Genomic DNA, 17,494 nt, shown 5'->3' with positions numbered 1-17,494 from the left:
TTTTATGTATGCGTAATTTTATCCTCCGCCAAAACTCTTAACCAGCGATCCGGCGACAAGGTTCCAGCCGTCGACGAGCACAAAGAAGATCAGCTTGAAGGGCAGGGATATGACAACGGGCGGCAGCATCATCATGCCCATGGACATCAGGACGGAGGCGATCACGAGATCGATGATGAGAAACGGCAGATACAGAAGGAAGCCGATTTCGAAGGCGCGCCTGAGTTCGGAAATCATGAAGGCGGGAATCAGCGTCGCCATGGAAAGATCTTCCGGGCCGTCCGGCGCGTCCTGGCCTGAAAGCTCCTGGAAGAGGGCAAGGTCCTTTTCGCGAACCTGAGACAGCATGAAAGTGCGGAACGGGTCCGAAGCCCGCTCGAAAGCCTGTTCGAATTCGATGTCCCCGTTGACCAGCGGCTCGACGCCGGCGTCATAGGCCGCCTGCAGGGTCGGCATCATGATGAAGGCCGAGAGAAACAGCGCCAGGCTGATCATGACCATGTTGGGTGGGGCCGTCTGCAGGCCGATCGCGGAGCGGAGCAGCGAAAGAACCACGACGATCCGCGTGAAACTGGTCACCATCACGAGTATAGACGGTGCGAGCGACAGGACTGTCAGAAGGATGACGAGCTGTACCGCGCGCTCCGTCAGGCTCGCATCATCTCCGAAGCCGACAGAAATTTCCTGGGCGGCGGCAGGTCCGGCCAGAAGGGCGAACAATGCCGCTGCGAGGGCCAGAAATGCGACCCATCCGTATCGTCGCGAGGAAGGTCTGTCGCGGGTCATCAGTTGGGCTGCCCGCCCAGCTCATCGAGAATTTTTGCCATTTCCTCTTCAATCGGGTTCTTGTCGCTCCGGCCCTGAACCGGTTTGGTGGCCGGCTTGACCTCGTCATTCCCGGTCTTCGCCTCGAGAGAGGTCTCATCCTCCTCAGAGGCAGCCTGGACCGGCTCCTGAGGGGCAGGGCTTTCTGACGGGGACATGGCTACCTCCGCGACCGGTTCGGCGGGAGTCTCCGCTGAAGCCTCTGCTGAAGTCTCCGTTGAAAGTTCCGGGGCAGTCTCTTTCGACGCCTCGGGGGCGGGTCCGGCAATGAGGTGATCCAGATCGAGCACGATCTCTCTCTGGACGGGCCTCTCGGGTGTGGGGTTTTCGGCGGAAATCCCGGCATCTGCCTGTGGGAGAACCTGCGCTGCTTCCTGTGTCTGGTCGGGCGCCGGATCCGGGGCAAGCGCAGACACATCGGAGAGATCGCCGGATGCGGTGGACGCGTTTTCATTGAGGCCGGTATCGACCTTGTCGTCGCTTTCCGCGCTGCCGGTTTCGGTTGCATCCGCAGTCGAAATGCCGGCAAGGGTGGCGGCCAGAACTGTGGGACCCGGTTCAACCTTTGCATCTGCATGTGATGTGTCGGTGGAGATTCGAGGCTCTGGAGAACCGGTGCCTGCACCCTGCGGGGCGACGGCAGGTTCGATCCTTTGCGGTACCGTTTCAGCCGGCTTCAGCAGGGCGGTCTTGGCACGCGCTGCCGGCCCGGAGGCAGGGGGCGTGATCGAGTGACCGGCGTAGGCAGGGCGCTCCCGCGAGGCGAAGGAACGGGACGTGGATGAAAGCTCGCCAGCGGGCTTGTCGGCGGAAGCCATTGCCTCCTCGCCTGACATGGTCGGCCCGGTCTTCACTTCTGGAGCCTTGCGGTTCGCGGCGACAGCGTCGGGCGCTGCTACCGGAACTGCGGGTGTTCTTGCAAGGGCCCGGTTGAAGCCGTTCTGGGTGGCCGCCCGCAGAAGATCGGCTGCGCGGCTCGAACCGTTTCCGGCGCCAATCCTGGGTTCCGGCTTGAGAGGCCTGGCTGTTGCAGGAGGAGCAATATTCGATTGCACCGGTCTGGGGGAAACAGGGGCAGTCTGCGTTCTTTCCGGAGGCATGTGCGCGCGAGTGACAGGGGGAGGCGCAGCAGTCGCTTGTGCGATTGGCGCTTGTGCAACGGGGGCTGGCGCAGGCGAGGCGGTTTCGGGGACGGGGAGCGCCGCCGGGCCGTCTTCGAAAACAGGATCGGGGTCGGCCATATCGGCAGGCGCCCTGACAGGCGTGGCCTGGGCTGCCAGCGTTCCGGGGTCTTCTTCAGGCATGCGCTCGTCCGGCCTGAAGGGGATATCGGGGCCCGGCGCCATCGGCGATTTTATCTGGCCGGGGCCGGCAAGTCCCATGCCCGGAAGGGCTCCCTGGCGCGACGTGGCCAGCGGAGCGTTGCGGATTATGTTCTGCTCGACCACCACGTCGCTCGGCCCGCCGACGAGGATCAGATGCTCGATATTATCGCGCCGGATCAGCACAAGACGGCGCTTCGTGTCGATCGGCGCGCTGTCCATGACGGCAATCCGGGGCTGCCTGTTCCTGTTTTGCGGGGCATTCACTCCGGTGAGTCGTTTGAGAATGAAAATGAACAGAGCAAACAGCAGCAGTACGACGGCAAGCGCCAGTATCACCGCGACCACCTGGGTGATGCCTCCGCTCACATTGAAAGTCGTCTCAATCCAATTGTACATCTTGACCTCATGCCGCCCCTGCTTGCGATATCAGTGCGATTGCCGGTTATCCGGATTTTTTGCCGCAATTGGGGAGCGTCACGCTTATCCCCAGTAATTCCAGGATTTGCACCGGCAACGTCCCGGTGCCTCAAACCTCTTTGTTTTTTCGCTTTTCATTGCCGTAAAGGCATCGGCCCTGGCTCAAAGACTGTTTGTTCCGCTTGCTGATCCGCTTCGAATCTCACTAGGTCTTGACGTTAACAGAAGCAGGCAAATTTTGCCCGTCATGTGCAGGGTTCAAATTGCGAAATGCAAAGGAATATTACCCTCTTCCACGGGTTTCTGAATGAACTGCCCCTATGCGCGAAGCTCGCGTTAACCTTTCATTAACCATTTGCCCGGCAATCATTGCCTGGTGGTTAACAAATGGTGAATTAAATGGCTGTGACGGATCTGCCGCTGTTCCAGGCGCTGAAATCGAAGATGCGGTGGCATCAGGCGAGACAGGGTGTGCTTGCCGAAAACATCGCCAATGCGGATACGCCGGGATACGGGGCGCGAGAGGTCAAGGCCTACAGTTTCAAGGACCATTTGAGCCGGGGAGCGCTGGCGCTGTCCACCGACACGACGCGCGCCGGTCACATCACCGGAAACATTTCAGGCACCAAGGACGCCAAGATCGAAGAGATGGATTCCTTTGAGGTTACGCCCAGCGGCAACAGCGTCAACCTGGAAGAGCAGATGATGAAGATCACCGAGAACCAGATGGATTACCAGGCCGCGACGACGCTCTACACCAAGGGAATGGGCCTGATCCGGACCGCGTTGTCGAAAAGCGCATAGGTCGGCTTTCGCGCATGCTCCCGGACCCGGAGTTGTCGGGGCGTGCCGCAGGAAAATGAGACAAAAGGACCGACGACATGGACCTGATCAAATCGCTGTTTGTTTCGGCAAGCGGTCTGAAAGCGCAAAACGGGCGCATGCGGATCATCGCGGAGAATATCGCCAACGCGAATTCGACCGCCAAGACACCGGAAGAAGAGCCTTACCGGCGGAAGATCCCGACGTTCAAGACCCAGTTCGACAAGGAGCTGGGCGCCGAAACGGTGGAACTGGGACCGATCGCCGAAGACAAGACAGATTTCAAGTCGGTTCACATGCCCGGACACCCGGCTGCCGACGAGAACGGATACGTGCTGCAGCCGAACGTCAACACGCTGATCGAAACCACCGACATGCGTGAAGCGCAGCGGTCCTACGAGGCCAACCTGAACGTTATCGAATCGACGCGGCGGATGCTGCAGCGAACCATCGACATCCTGCGGGCCTGATCCTCGCAATTCGTCCACACGGACTAAGGAGTGGAGCTCATGTCCACAGCGTCAATTGCAAACAATGCCTACCAGATGGCCGCGCGACTGCAGCAGCAGATGCCCGGTGTGGAGGATTCTGCCCCGAAGGCGGAAATGGTCGATTTCGGCAAGATGGTGAGCGAAGCCGTCGGGACCGTTGTCGACAAGGGGCAACAGGCGGACGACAAGGCTGTCGGACTGATCGAAGGCAAGGCGGATGTCGTCGACGTGGTCACCGCGATCGCAGAGACCGAACTTGCCCTGGAAACGATGGTGGCGGTCAGGGACCGCGTCATTTCCGCTTACGAAGAAATCATGCGGATGCCGATCTGACCCGACCTGGATCAAATCTTGAAGTGGCCGAGCTTCGTGTCCGCGTTCAACCGAGCGCGGACATCATGGTCTGGAGGGGCGTGCGATGACAGGCGGTGAAGTTCTCGATCTTGCCCGCGAAGCGGTCTGGACGATGATCCTGGTGGCCGGGCCGATCATGATCGTCGGTCTGCTTGTCGGTGTCGTCATCGCCCTGTTTCAGGCGCTGACGCAGATCCAGGAAATGACACTCGTCTTTGTCCCGAAGATCCTGGCGATTTTCCTGACGATGCTGATCACACTGCCTTTCATGAGCCAGTTGTTGCAGGCTTTCATGGCGCGGGTGGCCGAGATGATCCTTGCGACGAGCTAGAGGCAGAGCGTCCTGCCTGCGCGGGACTGCGGGAAAGGCGATCCGGGAGGGAATATGACCGTTCAGCTCAATTTCCTGCCGGATGTCGTCGCGGTGTTCATGCTGATGTTCGCGCGTCTCGGCACGATGGTCATGCTGCTTCCAGCCCTCGGGGAAAGTTCCATCCCGATGCGGTTCCGTCTGACCATCGCCCTTGCGCTGACCCTCGTCCTTTATCCTGTTATCGGGCCGCAGTATCCGGCCGGACTGACTGCCGATCCCTTCCGCCTTCTTCTCCTGCTTGGCGGAGAACTCGCCATCGGCTTCGGAATCGGTCTTTGCGCCAGGATGATCACTTCCGTTCTGCAGATCGCCGGTGTCATCGTGGCGAACCAGTCCGGCATGGCTTTCGCGCTTGGAACGGATATCGCCAATGAAGGCCAGCAGGGCGCACTCTACGGCAACTTCCTGTCGATCCTCGGCATCACGCTGGTCTTTGTCACCGACAGCCACTATCTGGTGATTGCCGCGATCTATGACAGCTTTGAGATCTTTCCGCCGGGAACAACGCCGCCTGTCGGCGACTTTTCGAAGAACGCAGCGGAGACTGTCTCCCATGTGTTTTCGATTGCGGCGCGCGTAAGTGCGCCTTTTCTGGTTGTCGGTCTCGTCTTCTATTTCGGTCTCGGCCTGCTCAACAAGCTGATGCCGCAGATGCAGATCTTCTTTATCGCCATGCCCGTGAATATCGCGATCGGGCTGTTCATGTTCATGGTTCTTCTGACGACGATGATGATGTTCTATCTGGAACATTTTCAGGAGTCGCTCGGCAAGTTCATATTGGGATAACGCTGCACGATGGCAGAGGGTAGCGACGACTCAGAAAAGACAGAGGACCCCACACAAAAGCGTCTCAAAGAGGCGCATGACAAGGGGGACGTTCCCAAATCGCAGGAGGTCAGCACCTGGTTCACCCTGGCCGGTGCGACCCTGATGATTGCCATTTTCGCGCCCTCGGCAGCGGCCTGGCTCGGCGATCTGATGAAGGGCTACCTGGAGCATTCCTACCAGATGCCCGTCGACGGCTACGCCCTCAGGGCATTGTGGCGCGATACCGGACAATCGGTTGCGCTTATTGTCGGCGTGCCCTTGCTCATGCTTGTGCTGATGGCGGTCGCGGGAAATCTCATTCAGCACCAGCCGCTGTTCACCGCCGAGACGATCAAGCCCAAACTGTCCAAGATTTCACCGGCCTCCGGGTTCAAACGGCTGTTTTCCGCTGACAGTCTGGTGAATTTCGCCAAGGGCATGGTCAAGATCTCGGTTGTCGGCTCGGTCATGGTCGCGGTCATGTGGCCGCACCGCGACGAGGCCGACATCATGATCTATGCGGACCCCTCGGTGATCCTGCCGGAAGCAAGAGTGCTGATCCTGCAGCTTCTGGCAGCAATTCTTGCAGTGATGACCGTTGTCGCGGGCGCCGATTTCGTTTACCAGCGCAACAAATGGTTCAACAAGCAGAAGATGTCGCTGCGCGAGGTCAAGGACGAATACAAGCAGACGGAAGGCGACCCGCTCGTCAAGGGCAAGATCCGGCAGTTGCGCATGGAGCGCTCGCGCAAGCGCATGATGGCTTCGGTTCCCCTGGCGACAGTGGTTGTCACCAACCCGACCCACTACGCGGTGGCGCTGAAATACGAGGAAGGCATGGAGGCGCCTCTATGCCTTGCCAAGGGAACGGACGCGGTGGCGTTCCGGATCCGGGAAGTGGCGAAGGAAAACGAGATTCCGGTGATCGAGAATCCGCCACTCGCGAGGGCTCTTTACGCTACGGTTGACATCGATCGGGACGTGCCCGAGGAACACTACAAGGCTGTCGCGGAAGTCATCGGCTTCGTCTTCCGCATGCGTCGGCGGGCATCCTGGCGCAGTAAATAGTCCCTGAGGGGCGCTGCCGGTTTGATTACCGGGGCAAACAGGTGAATTTCAACAGGACTTGCCTTCATATAAGTTGAATTTGGCGCTCAAGCACAGAATGCTTGGAAACGGCCCGTTCAAAAACCGAATCGGGCCGGGGAGACAAGGCGAATGAGTGACATGGACGGAACGCCGAGCGGGCCGATGATCAGCCGGCCGGAGCGTTCCGGGAATATTGGTCTGTTGATAGGTCTGGCGTTATTGCTCGTCGGCGCGGCTGCTGCCTTCGCGGTCATGGACCGTGACGTCGCCCAGCCGTTCATTCTTGCGCTGCTCGGCATCCTGGCCGTGGTCGGCGTATTTTGCCTTTTTGCCGGTGCAATAGGCTTCCTGCGCCTGTCCGCCCGTCCGGGCGAAGCCAACCCGCTTGCCTCCGCCTTCGTCGACACTCTGGAAGACGGCGCCCTGATCACCGATCTGGACGGTCGCCTCGTCTATGCCAACAAGTCCTACGCGGATCTGACCGGCGCGGAATCCGCTGCCGACATTCGTGTGATCGAACGTGTCTTTTCCTCCGACCCCGATGCGGCCGACGCGATCTTCCGTCTGTCCCAGGCCATGCGCGAGAGCCGCAGGGCGCAGGAGGAGATCCGCATGCCGGTTCCGCTCGGGCGTGCGGAAGGCGCGGCCCGCTGGTACCGGGTGTCGGTTCGCCCGCTGCAGGTGCCGAAGGAGCGCGGCGGCGGCAAGCCGATGGCTGTGTGGCAACTGGCCGACATCACCCGTGATCGTGCCGAGCAGGAAAACTCCTTTCAGGAGCTGCAGCGCGTCATCAATTTCCTCGATCATGCGCCGGCGGGTTTCTTCTCCTGTGACGCGGAAGGCCGTCTCGTCTATCTGAACGCGACGCTTGCCGACTGGCTCGGCTATGACCTTGCCCAGTTCGATGCCGGCGATCTCGATCTGTCGAGCATCGTGCGCGGGGACGGCACGGAGCTCATCCGTTCGCTCAAGGGGCAAGCCGGAGAGGTCAAGAGCGAAACCTTCGATCTCGATTTCGTCACCCGCAACGGGCGCGGGCTGCCTGTGCGCCTGCTGCACCGGGTGCCCTTCGGAGAAAACGGCCAGCCGGGCGACAGCCGTACGCTGGTGCTCAACCGCTCGCGCGGCGAAGAGGTCTCCGAAGCCCTCAGGGCCGCGGAAGTCCGTTTCGCGCGTTTCTTCAACAACACGCCCATCGCCATTGCCTCGCTGGACAAGGAAGGCAGGGTTCTGAGGACAAACGCGCCGTTCCTGAAGCTGTTCGGCGCGGTTGATACCGGTGACGAGTCGCCGAAGCTGGAAGCCTATGTAGCCGAAAACGGCCGGGAGCATCTTGCCAGGGCCCTGTCGGCTGCTTCCAACGGGATCGGCGAGATCGCGCCGATCGACATTCCGCTGGTTGAAGGCAACGATCCGCGTTCGGCCACCTTTTATGTTTCCGCCGTTCAGGAAGGCGAGGGCGACGGGGAGGCGGCGATTGTCTACGCGCTGGAGACCACCCAGCAGCGCGCCCTTGAGGCCCAGTTCGCGCAAAGCCAGAAAATGCAGGCGATCGGCCAGTTGGCCGGCGGTGTCGCCCATGACTTCAACAACGTCCTGACGGCAATCATAGGCTTCTCCGACCTGCTGCTGGCCAGCCACCGGCCGACCGATCCGTCCTTCCAGGACATCATGAACATCAAGCAGAACGCCAACCGCGCCGCCGGTCTCGTGCGGCAGTTGCTGGCCTTCTCCCGCCGCCAGACGCTGCGCCCGCAGCAGCTTGAGCTCAATGACGTTCTGGCGGATCTGTCCATCCTGCTCGACCGCCTTCTGGGCGAAAAAGTGGAGTTGAAGGTTATCCACGGCCGCGACCTGTGGCCGGTGATGGCGGATCTCAACCAGCTGGAACAGGTGATCGTCAACCTTGCAGTGAATGCGGGCGACGCCATGGCCGATGGCGGCCGGCTGACCATCCGCACCCGCAACGTGTCGGAGGCCGAGAGCACCCAGTTCGACAACGTCCGCGGCATGCCGCCGGGCGAATATACGCTGGTGGAGGTCGAGGACACCGGCCACGGCATGCCGGCGGACATCATGGAGAAGATCTTCGATCCGTTCTTCTCCACCAAGGAAGTCGGCAAGGGCACTGGCCTCGGCCTGTCAACCGTTTACGGCATCGTCAAGCAGACCGGCGGTTTCGTCTTCTGCACGTCGGAAGTGGATGCGGGAACGACTTTCCGCCTGTTCCTGCCGCGCCACATTCCGCAGTTCGTGGAAGAAAAGAAGCCGGAACCGAAGGAAAAAGAGCCGGAAAAGGTCACCGATCTCACCGGGTCCGCCTCCATCCTCCTGGTGGAGGACGAGGAGGCCGTGCGCGCCTTCGGTGCCCGTGCGCTCGCCTCACGCGGCTATACCGTCTACGAGGCCGCCTCCGGCAACGAGGCGCTGGAGGTGATGGAAGAGACGGACGGAAAGATCGATCTCGTCGTCTCCGATGTGGTGATGCCGGAAATGGACGGTCCGACCCTGCTCGTCGAGCTGCGCAAGACCCAGCCGGACCTGAAGATCATCTTCGTCTCCGGTTACGCGGAAGACGCGTTTGAGGAAAACCTGCCGCCGGGCGAGAAATTCTTCTTCCTGGCCAAACCGTTCACGCTGAAACAGCTGGCGACGACGGTGAAGGATGTCCTGAACGGGTAGGGGCTGGCGCGTAATTGAAAAAAACCATTCGCGGTTGGTAAAAGGGTTGTAAATTCGAATGTCCGCGAGACCGCGTGGGGTCCGGTGAGAAATCCGGATCAGGTTTTCAACCACCATGACTTTGCTGCCCCGGCGGCGAAGACAGTCGGGCTATCGGTTCAATGCTATTCGTGCAAGATTTGAATAGGAACGTCCGTTATTGGCAATTCTGAAGCGGGTTCATTTTTTTTCTGAATGAGTTTTATATCCTCTCCCTGAAGGATTATCGATTGCAGGACACCCTCCTGCGGGTTGACAACTTGCTGTGCCAAAGGCTCGTGAGAGCCCCGGTTGCAATGGTCGAATGTCGTGTCGATTGGGTAAATTTCAAGAATAAAAATCTTATCCTGAAAACCGCTTTGCCTGAGCATGAGCATTTTGTTCTGCAAAGCGATTTCCGGATTTTGATATTCTTTCAGGACATCCTGGTCAAAGCACGGAGAGGCACCATCTTCGGTGGCCTCCCGGTCGCATGAGATGGTCAGTAATGCCAGAATGACTGCCACGGAACGCATGACGCACGATCGCGGGCAACTCAAAGTGTCACCATTCCGAATAATAGTAGAAATCACTGGCAACACCCACCTTTGTCAAATGATGAGATAACCCGTCCGGCAGCTTCAGGGTAACGCCTGTTGAGATGGGCAAGTTTGTGAAATACGACTTAGGGAAGGGCTCAAAATCGTAGAGGCTTTCAACGCTCCAATAGAGCGCGTAATCGTCATCCAGATTCTTCAAGTTTTCTACAGAGTTTTGAGCATCTCCAATTCCGAGGGCAGAGTGGATATTGCCCTGAAGTCCGTTGTTCCAGGTGTTCTTTACACTCGTACAGGCATCGTAAAAACTTTGAGAGATACTGCCTTTCCTCGCTGTAACCTTGAGAAAGAAGCGATGATCCGCGTTTTTGAGTCTGAGATTGTCTTGTTCGCTAAGCAATGCGCCTCCGGGAAGAACATGCCCTTGGCTGTTCAGCTTTCGGTGTTGCCGTTTCAGGCCATTGGCGGAAGGCGAATTCAGGAATTGGGGATTTGAACTTTTAAGTTCCAGGTGGTTGGAGGACGTGTAATTTTGCGTTTTCAAATAGTTGACCATTGCGGTCATCGTGTCCCGGACAATTACGGAATCAATATAACAGTCCGGGTTTATGAAGAGCCTTGCTCCTGCGCCGTTTACGTAATGGTTCGCAAGGATGGCCGCCTCATAATAACCCTTGAAGGTGCCGCCGTACCAGAAGGATTCAAACAAAGACTTCATAAATTCTTTGTCGTCCTCGGTAAATGGTTGCGATGTTTTGGCTTTCGTCGTCAGATGGTCAATAGCCGACTGCAATAAAGCTGCGCTGGATTTGTCTCCCCTCAAATGAATATTCCCCATATTAGCGATGGGGTAGGAGGGGATCCCGTCCTTGTTTTTGGACTGAAGTGCCGAGAGCGCTAAAGCTTCAAGCGACTGCGCCAGACCGGAAATTGATTTAGCTGCCGTATCGGCCGCTTGCTGCAATTGACCGCTGCCCAATTCCAAACTCCAATACAATTTTAAATTTAGAAAGTAATTTTTACACATTAAAGCTTAGGCGGATCGGAAGAAAGGCTTATTTTCGGGGAACACCGGATACATATACGGCGCAGCCAGGAAATTTCGTTCGTAAGGTCCGATATGACCGCCTTTGGAACTAAAATCCCGGTCTTTCTTTGCTTTTGCCGGGAGCGGTTTGAAGTCAAGGAGCACTCACCACCCAAATACTTTGAAATAAAAGATGTAAAAAATGATCCACAGCACAAGGCTTGCCGCCAGCTTTGCGCCGTTCGGCAGCCGTTCGCCAACCAACCGCGAGAGCCCCCAGGCAATCAGAACCATCACCATGAACCTCGGCAGCCGGGCGATGGGCGAGAGCAGGGCGAAGGCCCAGAGGCTGGTGCCGTTCATTCCGGCATCGGCTGCGAAGATTTTGTAAGGCACGCCGGAAAAGGCACCCTGCAACATGCCCTGAAAGAGGCCGCTTTCCAGATAAAGCCGGACGGCGGCGAAGGTATTTTCCGAGATGCCGGGCACCTGCAGCAGCACCGAACGGCTCACCTGGGGCGCGTAGTGCGCGCAACTCCAGATCAGGGCACCGCCGACGGCAGCTGCAAGCGCCGCTGCCAGGGCGGCCCAAAGTGCTTTTTTGAGGGACGTCAGTGCCAGGCTGGTTAGCAGCACGTCCGGGACGATGAAAAACAGCGTCGCCTCGGCAAAGCCCCACAGGGCGGCCAATGTCCTACTCCCAGGGCGCAAAGGTCTTTTCCTTGGAGAGCGCGGCGAAACGGTCCTGAAGCGCGCTCATGAACTGAATCCGGTTTCCCTCCCAGGTCATTGGTTCGCCAACGAAAATATCGCAGAAGAACGGCACCAGCAGGAAAGACCCTCTGGGCAGGGCCTTGCCCAGCCCGTGGGTGAAAACAGGCACCACTGGGGCTTGCGGAAAGCGCTCGGCCAGATAGGAGACGCCTTTCTTGAGGTCGGTCATCTGCTCCGGTTCGCCGCGTGAGCCCTCCGGGAAGAGGATGAGGACCTTGCCGTCGCCCAGAGCGTCGTAGCAGCCCTGCAGCGGATCCTTCGATCTGTCGTGGCCATCCTTGCGGCGGCGTTCCACCGGAATGATGCCCAGCACATGTTCCGACAGCCACGCCTTGGCCGGGGAGGAGAAGAAATAGTCCGCTGCGGCAACCGGCTTGATGTCCTTCAGTCGTGACAGCGGCATCAGCGCCATCAGCACCATCGTGTCCAGATGGCTGTTGTGATTGGCGACGATGATCGCAGGACCCTTCACCGGCAGCAGCTCCTTGCGGCGGACATTCAGCCCGAGGAGAAACAGAACCGCGATCCTGATGACGATATAGAAGGCTTTCTGGAGCATCAGTATCTCACCTTCTTCTGCGGGCCGTTGCGGCAAATCCCGGTCTTTTCCACCGTCATCCCGGTCAAGCGCAGCGCGAGCCGGGACCGGAGAACCCTGGGCTCAGCCGGGATGGTTCGTGTATCCTGCACCCGCAGAGGCGCTCCGGCCCCGGATCTTCGCTTCGCTGCGTCCGGGGTGACGACAGAGAGAAAGGGATATCGGGAGAGCCGCCGGGCCACCGCGAGAATAGTCATCCTGGTACCGCCCCTAGTAATAGAAATACCGGGTGAAGTGGAAGAACAGCGGGGCGGTGTAGGTGAGGCTGTCGATGCGGTCGAGAATGCCGCCGTGGCCCGGGATAAGACTGCCGGTGTCCTTGACGCCGAGGTCGCGTTTCAGGGCCGAAACGGTGACATCGCCGATGAAACCGGCAATCGGAATAAGCAGGCCGGCCAATGCCGCATGCGCCATGTCGAAGGGCGTGACCAGCGGGGCGGTCAGGAGCGCGAGAACGAACGTGGTGGCGACGCCCCCCAGAAAGCCTTCCCAGGTCTTGTTCGGACTGACACCCGGGACAATCTTGTGGCGGCCGAGCAGCTTGCCCCAGGTATATTGGGCGACATCGTTGAACTGGGTCAGGAAGATCAGGAACAGCAGCAGACCGGGCCCGCCCGCGCTGTTTTCCGCGGTCGGCGGCAGGATCAGCAGGAAGGCTGCGTGGCTGATGGAAAAGACGCACAGCATCAGTCCCCAGTTGAGCGTTCCAACGGCTTTCAGGAACCCTTCCGTCTGCTGGGTCAGCAGGCTGGCGAAGGGCAGGAAGAGGAACATGTAGACCGGGATGAACACGGCGAACATGCCGTAGTAGCTGTCATAAACCCAGAAATACTGGACCGGGATCGCAAGATACGCCCAGAAGAGCACCCGACGGTCGGCCCGGCGGGTTGGGATCATGGAAAAATATTCCTTCAGCGCCAGGAAGCTGATCAGCGCGAAGACGATGATGGAAAGCGTGTTGCTGACCAGAAACGAAACCGTGAAGATCGCCACCATGACCCACCAGCTGCGGGTACGCTCGACGAGTTCGCTCATGTTCTTCCGGGAGCGCCTGGAAATCGCATAGACGATAACGCTTGCCACGGCGAGCAGACCCCAGATGCCGATCAGGGCCCAGTGAAGTGTCTGGAGCTGAAGGTTCATGCGGATTTCTTCTCTTCAATGGCCGCGCGGGAACGGTTCAGGATGGTGAGCGCCGAAAGGGCCAGCCCGGCCCCGAAGAGGATCTGATAGAGGAGGGGGCTGGTCAGCCCGAAGGCCATCAGAAGGCCACAGAGGCCGAAGAGCACCGCCCGGTCGCTCTTGCCGAAGGGGCCGTCATAGCGGCGGCTGGCGCCGATCTGAACGCCGATGACGCCGGTCATCTCGCCGATGAGCGCAAGGACCACGAGCCCGACAACGAGCGGGCCGGAGACAAAAGGCAGGAGCGCGAAGGGCAGGTAGAGGGCGGCGTCGGACACAACATCGCCGAGTTCGTTGAGGACAGCGCCGAGATCCGACTTCTGGTCATGCTCGCGTGCCAGCATGCCGTCGATGGCATTGAGACCCATGCGGATGAATAGGACGACCGGAAGCAGCAAAAGCGGCAGAAAGGCCCCCGGAAACAGCCAGAGCGCCATGCCTTCCAGAAGCGAAAGTCCCAGAGCCGCGAGCGTCACCTGATTGGCGGTGATGCCTGCCGCCGCAAGGCTGCGGCAAAGCGGGCGGAGCAGATCCTGAAAGCGGGATTTAAGCTGATAAACGGTTGGCATTCAAAAATCCGAGAATGTTGCGAAACGCTGTCTGAAAAGGCCGGAGCGACGCATCAAATGCTTTAAACTGCCGCGAAACCGAAGCGATATCGCGCCGCGCGAGACTAAGCACTTACAGGAATAATTCCAAGTCCTATCAGCCCGGCGGTGACCTCCGCGCAGCTCTCCATCTTCTTGTCCGCGTCCGGCCCCGGCGGTCTGGAAACGAAGATGTGAGCAGTGAAGGAGAACAACCAGGGCCGACGGGCACACTGTTGAAGGGTCGTCTGGCCGGGGGCTGCAGGTTCGACCAATGCGTGGCGCCGGAAGCGATACAACGGCAGGAAATACAGATGAAATCTTGCAAACAGCACGGCGGTGACCCGGCGCACGCTTCGCTCGTGTTATTGTGAGGGAACGAATGCGGAGCTGCGGAGTTTGCCCGCTACCGCGACATGCAAAAATTTCGAAACACCCCGGCGGATATGACATCTACCGGGCCCGCGGACTTTCGACAGGAGAAAAGAGTGACGGTTTCAAATCCGGTAACAGGTGGAATTGAGAGATTCCGGTCAGAGGAGCGGCTGGTTCGATGATCGATCCCATTCTGCTCACCACGCCGCGCGTCTCCACCTTCAACGGGGAGCAGCATCTGACCAACGCCAGCGGCTTTTTCTTCAGGCGGGAAGACAGGCTTTTCCTGGTGACCAGCCGCCATGTCATGATCGACAAGGAAAGCGATCACCTCCCGACGCGCATCGAGATCGAGCTGCATAACAATCCGCAGAACCTTGCCGAGTCGATCGGGCTTTCGATACCGCTCTACCGTGATGGAACGAGCCTGTGGCGTCAGGGAACGGATACCGCCGGCGAGATCGATGTCGCGGTTATCGAGCTTGAAAAGGACGCCCTGCCGGAAGACCAGCTCTATCGCGTCTTCGGGCCCGAGCACCTGGTCAACCCGCACGATCAGGTCGAGGTCGGTTCATCGATCCTGGTGGTCGGGTTCCCGCTCGGCTTCCACGACACGCTGCACCACATGCCTGTGGTGCGGCACGCCGTCGTTGCCTCCTCGTTCGGGTTCCGCTTCGAGGGCATGGGTTATTTCCTGACCGACGGCCGGACGCACCGCGGCATAAGCGGCGCGGCCGTGGTGATGCGTGCGCCCGATCTGGAAGGCATGGAAGGGGATCTGCCGTGGAAACTGCTCGGCGTCCATTCCGCACGCCTGGACGTTGGCACACGCGACATGGAGCTCGACGAAGCGCTGGGCCTGAACTGTGCCTGGTATGCGGATATCCTGATTACGCTGACCGAGGCCTGATCGGGAACGGTCCGGCCGCTCCGGCGGCCGGCGTCTCTTTCGAAGGCGGGTTACAATCAGGAGGAAAGCGGCGGGCAGGAGCTGCCCTGTTCGGCGCGGGACTTCAGGCCCTGAAGGCTCTGCATGGTGTTCTGGTTGCCCGGCAGCACGAAGCTCTGTTCCAAGGCGGTGCGCACATTGTTGATCACCGCGAGGTCCTGGACCGCCAGCGTCTGGCAGGGCGTTCCGGTGAAGCGCACGCGGATGCGGATGACGCGCTGGCCGTTGTCGGAAGGGCCGAATTCGGAATCGAGGGCGGGATTTTCGCCGGTCATCGGCCTTTCCAGGACGACCATGTTCGGTTCATCCTGCAAGACGACCGTGCCGCGTTCCTGTGCGCTGGAAACAAGCGCGGCGCGGACATTGGTCGGACCGGCGGCAATATTGACGCTTTGGGCGCCGGCCGGAACATCCAGCTGCGGCTGATCGGGAAGGGCGGCCCGGCGGCTCGAGCCGCTCTGGCAGGCGGCCAGGGCGAGGGCGCTCAGGCCGATAACTAGAAGGTTCCGCATCTGCTTTCCCGCATTTGAATAGATCATAAACCGCTTTCCGCATTGTGGAGCAAATCATCCGCGCCCGTGTTCAGGCGGGCAAGATGCTCTGGCACATTAAAACTGAACAACCGCTCTGCAATCAATTGGTTCCATATGAATGCAGTCCGATCCGGCGCCGGAGTGCAAAAAACTGTCTTACTGCTCTTCGGACCGCAGCCTGCCACAGCTCTCCTAACGAAGCGTTGTGGCAGCAGCGGGGCGCAATTTGCGTTTGGTGGTGCGGTTAAAAATGATCGCCCGTCTTGAAGCCGCCGCCGCCAAATCCACCGCCGGTTTTGAAGCCTCCGCCACCAAACCCGTCGCTACCTGGAAAATTGCCACCCGGTCCTCCGGATCCGCCGAAACCTCCCATGGATTTCGGCAGCCCGGTGCCGCGTGGAAAGGCCACCTTGCGGCCGCGCGGTTTGCGCCGTTTGTGCGAGCGTTCGGCCCGGGCCCAGTAATCCGCCCCCGTGATGGCGCCCTTCACGAGTTCCCCCAGAAGCACCGTGGTGAGCTTGTTGTCGGAGAAGGTGGATTCCCAGCTGCCGTAGCCGCTGGAGCGGAAGCGCTTGATAACGTCCGCCAGTTCGGTACGCCGCCGGCTGATATCGCGTTGCAGTTCACGGTCCTGGCGGATTTCGCGCGCGACCTGCTCGATGCGGTCCTTCAGGTCCTCGATCCGCTGGACGATTTTTTCGTCGTCGGGGGAAGGCGTGTCGTGTGCCGCGCGCCACAGGTCGGTCAGGTCGTCGGCCTGCAGGGAGACGGACAGGTGTTCCTCCGCCTTCAGGAAATCGGCGTCTTCGCCGCCTGAAAACTCCGCAAGGGCGGTGGAGAGCGTCTCGATGCGCCGGTCCAGCGTGTCCAGCTCACCGTCGATGCGGTCGATGTCCTCGCTGTAAGTCTCGATAGAACCGACAAGATCCGTCCCGGCAGCGTCCGTCATGGCGTTGCGGCTGAATTCGGCGAGCTTTGCCTGTTCCTGGCGGGCAATCTGCGCGCAGTGTTCTGCGTGTCTTGCCATGCGTTCGGGAATGCCAGTCAGCATGGCGTAGTTGGCGCGCGCGTCGTGAAAGCGGATCAGACCGGCAACCCAGCCGTCCAGAGAGCGCACGATGCCCCGGTGCGTGTAATCGGGCGTGCCAAAGCCGCGCTGCCACAGATAGATGAACAAGGGATCTTCGTCATAGGCCTTGCCCTTTTCGGCGCGGTCCCGGGCAGAAGTTTTCGCCTTGGCGGCGGCAGCTTCCGCCGTCGCGAGCGCGGCTTCCGTGGCGCGGTTCTGGGCCTGATAGGCGCTGTCGTTCTCTAGGCGGCTGTCGACCGCCTCCATCAGTTCATCCATCTGGTTTTCGGCGGCGTCGCGGGTGCTGTCCAGTTCGCCGCGCTTTTTCTGAAGCTGAAAGCGCTCGCTCTCGCACTGGCGGAGCTGTTCGCTTAGCACCTTGTAGTCGGCGCTGCGTTTGTCCAGAAGTCTCCGGGCTTCGCGTGCGGCGCTGTCGAGGCGGGTGTTCAACGCACCGGCGGCATCGGAATCCAGGCGGAAGCGGGCGAGATCGCGATAGGCTTCGCTCTGGCGTTCCTGCAGATCGGTGAGCGCCCGCGTCGAGCGTTCGATGCGCTTGCTGAGTTCGGCTTCCTCGCGGCGCAGGTCCTGAAGGGACTGTTCGATGGTGCCGAGGGTCTCGCGTCCGGTCAGCATGTGT

General features: G+C 59.8%; 18 protein-coding genes. 8 read left to right on the top strand and 10 right to left on the bottom strand.

Translation table 11 applies throughout. The annotated features are described in order from the left end of the window. Positions 1-18: 18 nt before the first annotated feature. Together fliP and Q1B40_RS17240 are read right to left on the bottom strand one after the other, a co-directional pair. Positions 19-786, bottom strand: coding sequence for a flagellar type III secretion system pore protein FliP (gene fliP, locus Q1B40_RS17245; RefSeq protein ID WP_299817044.1), 768 nt, complete (start codon positions 784-786; stop codon positions 19-21). Further along, positions 786-2,546, bottom strand: a complete 1,761-nt coding sequence (locus Q1B40_RS17240) for a flagellar biosynthetic protein FliO (protein ID WP_299817042.1) — start codon at positions 2,544-2,546, stop codon at positions 786-788. The genes fliP and Q1B40_RS17240 overlap by 1 nt, the downstream gene beginning before the upstream one ends. Before the next feature lie 420 nt (positions 2,547-2,966). Here Q1B40_RS17240 and flgB point away from each other — a divergent pair, with 420 nt between their 5' ends. From flgB to cckA, 7 genes are all read left to right on the top strand, one after another. Then, positions 2,967-3,371, top strand: a complete 405-nt coding sequence (gene flgB, locus Q1B40_RS17235) for a flagellar basal body rod protein FlgB (protein WP_299817040.1) — start codon at positions 2,967-2,969, stop codon at positions 3,369-3,371. A gap of 77 nt (positions 3,372-3,448) precedes the next feature. Continuing rightward, positions 3,449-3,859 carry a flagellar basal body rod protein FlgC gene (flgC, locus tag Q1B40_RS17230; protein ID WP_299817038.1) on the top strand — a complete coding sequence of 137 codons (411 nt, stop codon included), beginning with the start codon at positions 3,449-3,451 and terminating at the stop codon, positions 3,857-3,859. A 39-nt stretch (positions 3,860-3,898) separates the two neighbouring features. Then, positions 3,899-4,213: a flagellar hook-basal body complex protein FliE gene (locus tag Q1B40_RS17225; RefSeq protein WP_299817036.1), complete on the top strand. Its 315-nt coding sequence runs from the start codon at positions 3,899-3,901 to the stop codon at positions 4,211-4,213. A gap of 85 nt (positions 4,214-4,298) precedes the next feature. Beyond that, positions 4,299-4,565 (top strand): flagellar biosynthesis protein FliQ, encoded by a 267-nt coding sequence (gene fliQ / locus Q1B40_RS17220; RefSeq protein WP_299817034.1) that lies wholly within the window; start codon positions 4,299-4,301, stop codon positions 4,563-4,565. A gap of 54 nt (positions 4,566-4,619) precedes the next feature. Continuing rightward, complete coding sequence (fliR, locus tag Q1B40_RS17215; RefSeq protein WP_299817032.1) at positions 4,620-5,393, top strand: flagellar biosynthetic protein FliR; 774 nt, start codon at positions 4,620-4,622, stop codon at positions 5,391-5,393. A gap of 9 nt (positions 5,394-5,402) precedes the next feature. Further along, entirely contained in the window at positions 5,403-6,482 is a 1,080-nt protein-coding gene (gene flhB / locus Q1B40_RS17210) for a flagellar biosynthesis protein FlhB (RefSeq protein ID WP_299817030.1), read from the top strand. A 150-nt stretch (positions 6,483-6,632) separates the two neighbouring features. Beyond that, a complete protein-coding gene (cckA, locus tag Q1B40_RS17205) occupies positions 6,633-9,185 on the top strand; it encodes a cell cycle histidine kinase CckA (RefSeq protein ID WP_299817028.1) in 2,553 nt (850 codons plus the stop codon). A gap of 164 nt (positions 9,186-9,349) precedes the next feature. On the opposite strand, the gene Q1B40_RS17200 is transcribed toward cckA, so the two are convergent. The 6 genes from Q1B40_RS17200 to Q1B40_RS17175 form a co-directional block, all read right to left on the bottom strand. Then, positions 9,350-9,739 carry a hypothetical protein gene (locus Q1B40_RS17200; RefSeq protein WP_299817026.1) on the bottom strand — a complete coding sequence of 130 codons (390 nt, stop codon included), beginning with the start codon at positions 9,737-9,739 and terminating at the stop codon, positions 9,350-9,352. Positions 9,740-9,767: 28 nt separating this feature from the next. Continuing rightward, positions 9,768-10,739 (bottom strand): hypothetical protein, encoded by a 972-nt coding sequence (locus tag Q1B40_RS17195; protein WP_299817024.1) that lies wholly within the window; start codon positions 10,737-10,739, stop codon positions 9,768-9,770. Between the two features lie 213 nt (positions 10,740-10,952). Next, positions 10,953-11,477, bottom strand: a complete 525-nt coding sequence (locus tag Q1B40_RS17190; protein WP_299817022.1) for a hypothetical protein — start codon at positions 11,475-11,477, stop codon at positions 10,953-10,955. Between the two features lie 4 nt (positions 11,478-11,481). Further along, positions 11,482-12,120, bottom strand: coding sequence for a lysophospholipid acyltransferase family protein (locus Q1B40_RS17185; protein ID WP_299817020.1), 639 nt, complete (start codon positions 12,118-12,120; stop codon positions 11,482-11,484). A gap of 249 nt (positions 12,121-12,369) precedes the next feature. Continuing rightward, positions 12,370-13,302 (bottom strand): phosphatidate cytidylyltransferase, encoded by a 933-nt coding sequence (locus Q1B40_RS17180; RefSeq protein WP_299817018.1) that lies wholly within the window; start codon positions 13,300-13,302, stop codon positions 12,370-12,372. Next, a complete protein-coding gene (locus tag Q1B40_RS17175; protein WP_299817016.1) occupies positions 13,299-13,910 on the bottom strand; it encodes a CDP-alcohol phosphatidyltransferase family protein in 612 nt (203 codons plus the stop codon). Before Q1B40_RS17175 ends, Q1B40_RS17180 begins: the two co-directional genes overlap by 4 nt. A 571-nt stretch (positions 13,911-14,481) precedes the next feature. Between Q1B40_RS17175 and Q1B40_RS17170 the strand changes: the two genes are divergently transcribed. Then, a complete protein-coding gene (locus Q1B40_RS17170; protein WP_299817014.1) occupies positions 14,482-15,213 on the top strand; it encodes a trypsin-like peptidase domain-containing protein in 732 nt (243 codons plus the stop codon). A 56-nt stretch (positions 15,214-15,269) separates the two neighbouring features. Here the strand turns inward: Q1B40_RS17170 and Q1B40_RS17165 are convergent, their stop codons facing one another. Both Q1B40_RS17165 and Q1B40_RS17160 read right to left on the bottom strand, forming a co-directional pair. Continuing rightward, complete coding sequence (locus Q1B40_RS17165) at positions 15,270-15,764, bottom strand: hypothetical protein (protein ID WP_299817013.1); 495 nt, start codon at positions 15,762-15,764, stop codon at positions 15,270-15,272. A 265-nt stretch (positions 15,765-16,029) separates the two neighbouring features. Beyond that, entirely contained in the window at positions 16,030-17,490 is a 1,461-nt protein-coding gene (locus Q1B40_RS17160; protein ID WP_299817011.1) for a hypothetical protein, read from the bottom strand. Between the last annotated feature and the right edge of the window lie 4 nt (positions 17,491-17,494).

Source organism: uncultured Roseibium sp. (genome assembly GCF_947496995.1).
Taxonomy (GTDB): domain Bacteria; phylum Pseudomonadota; class Alphaproteobacteria; order Rhizobiales; family Stappiaceae; genus Roseibium.
The sequence above is the reverse complement of the archived record's forward strand: the minus strand, read 5'-3'. Positions and strand labels throughout refer to the sequence as shown.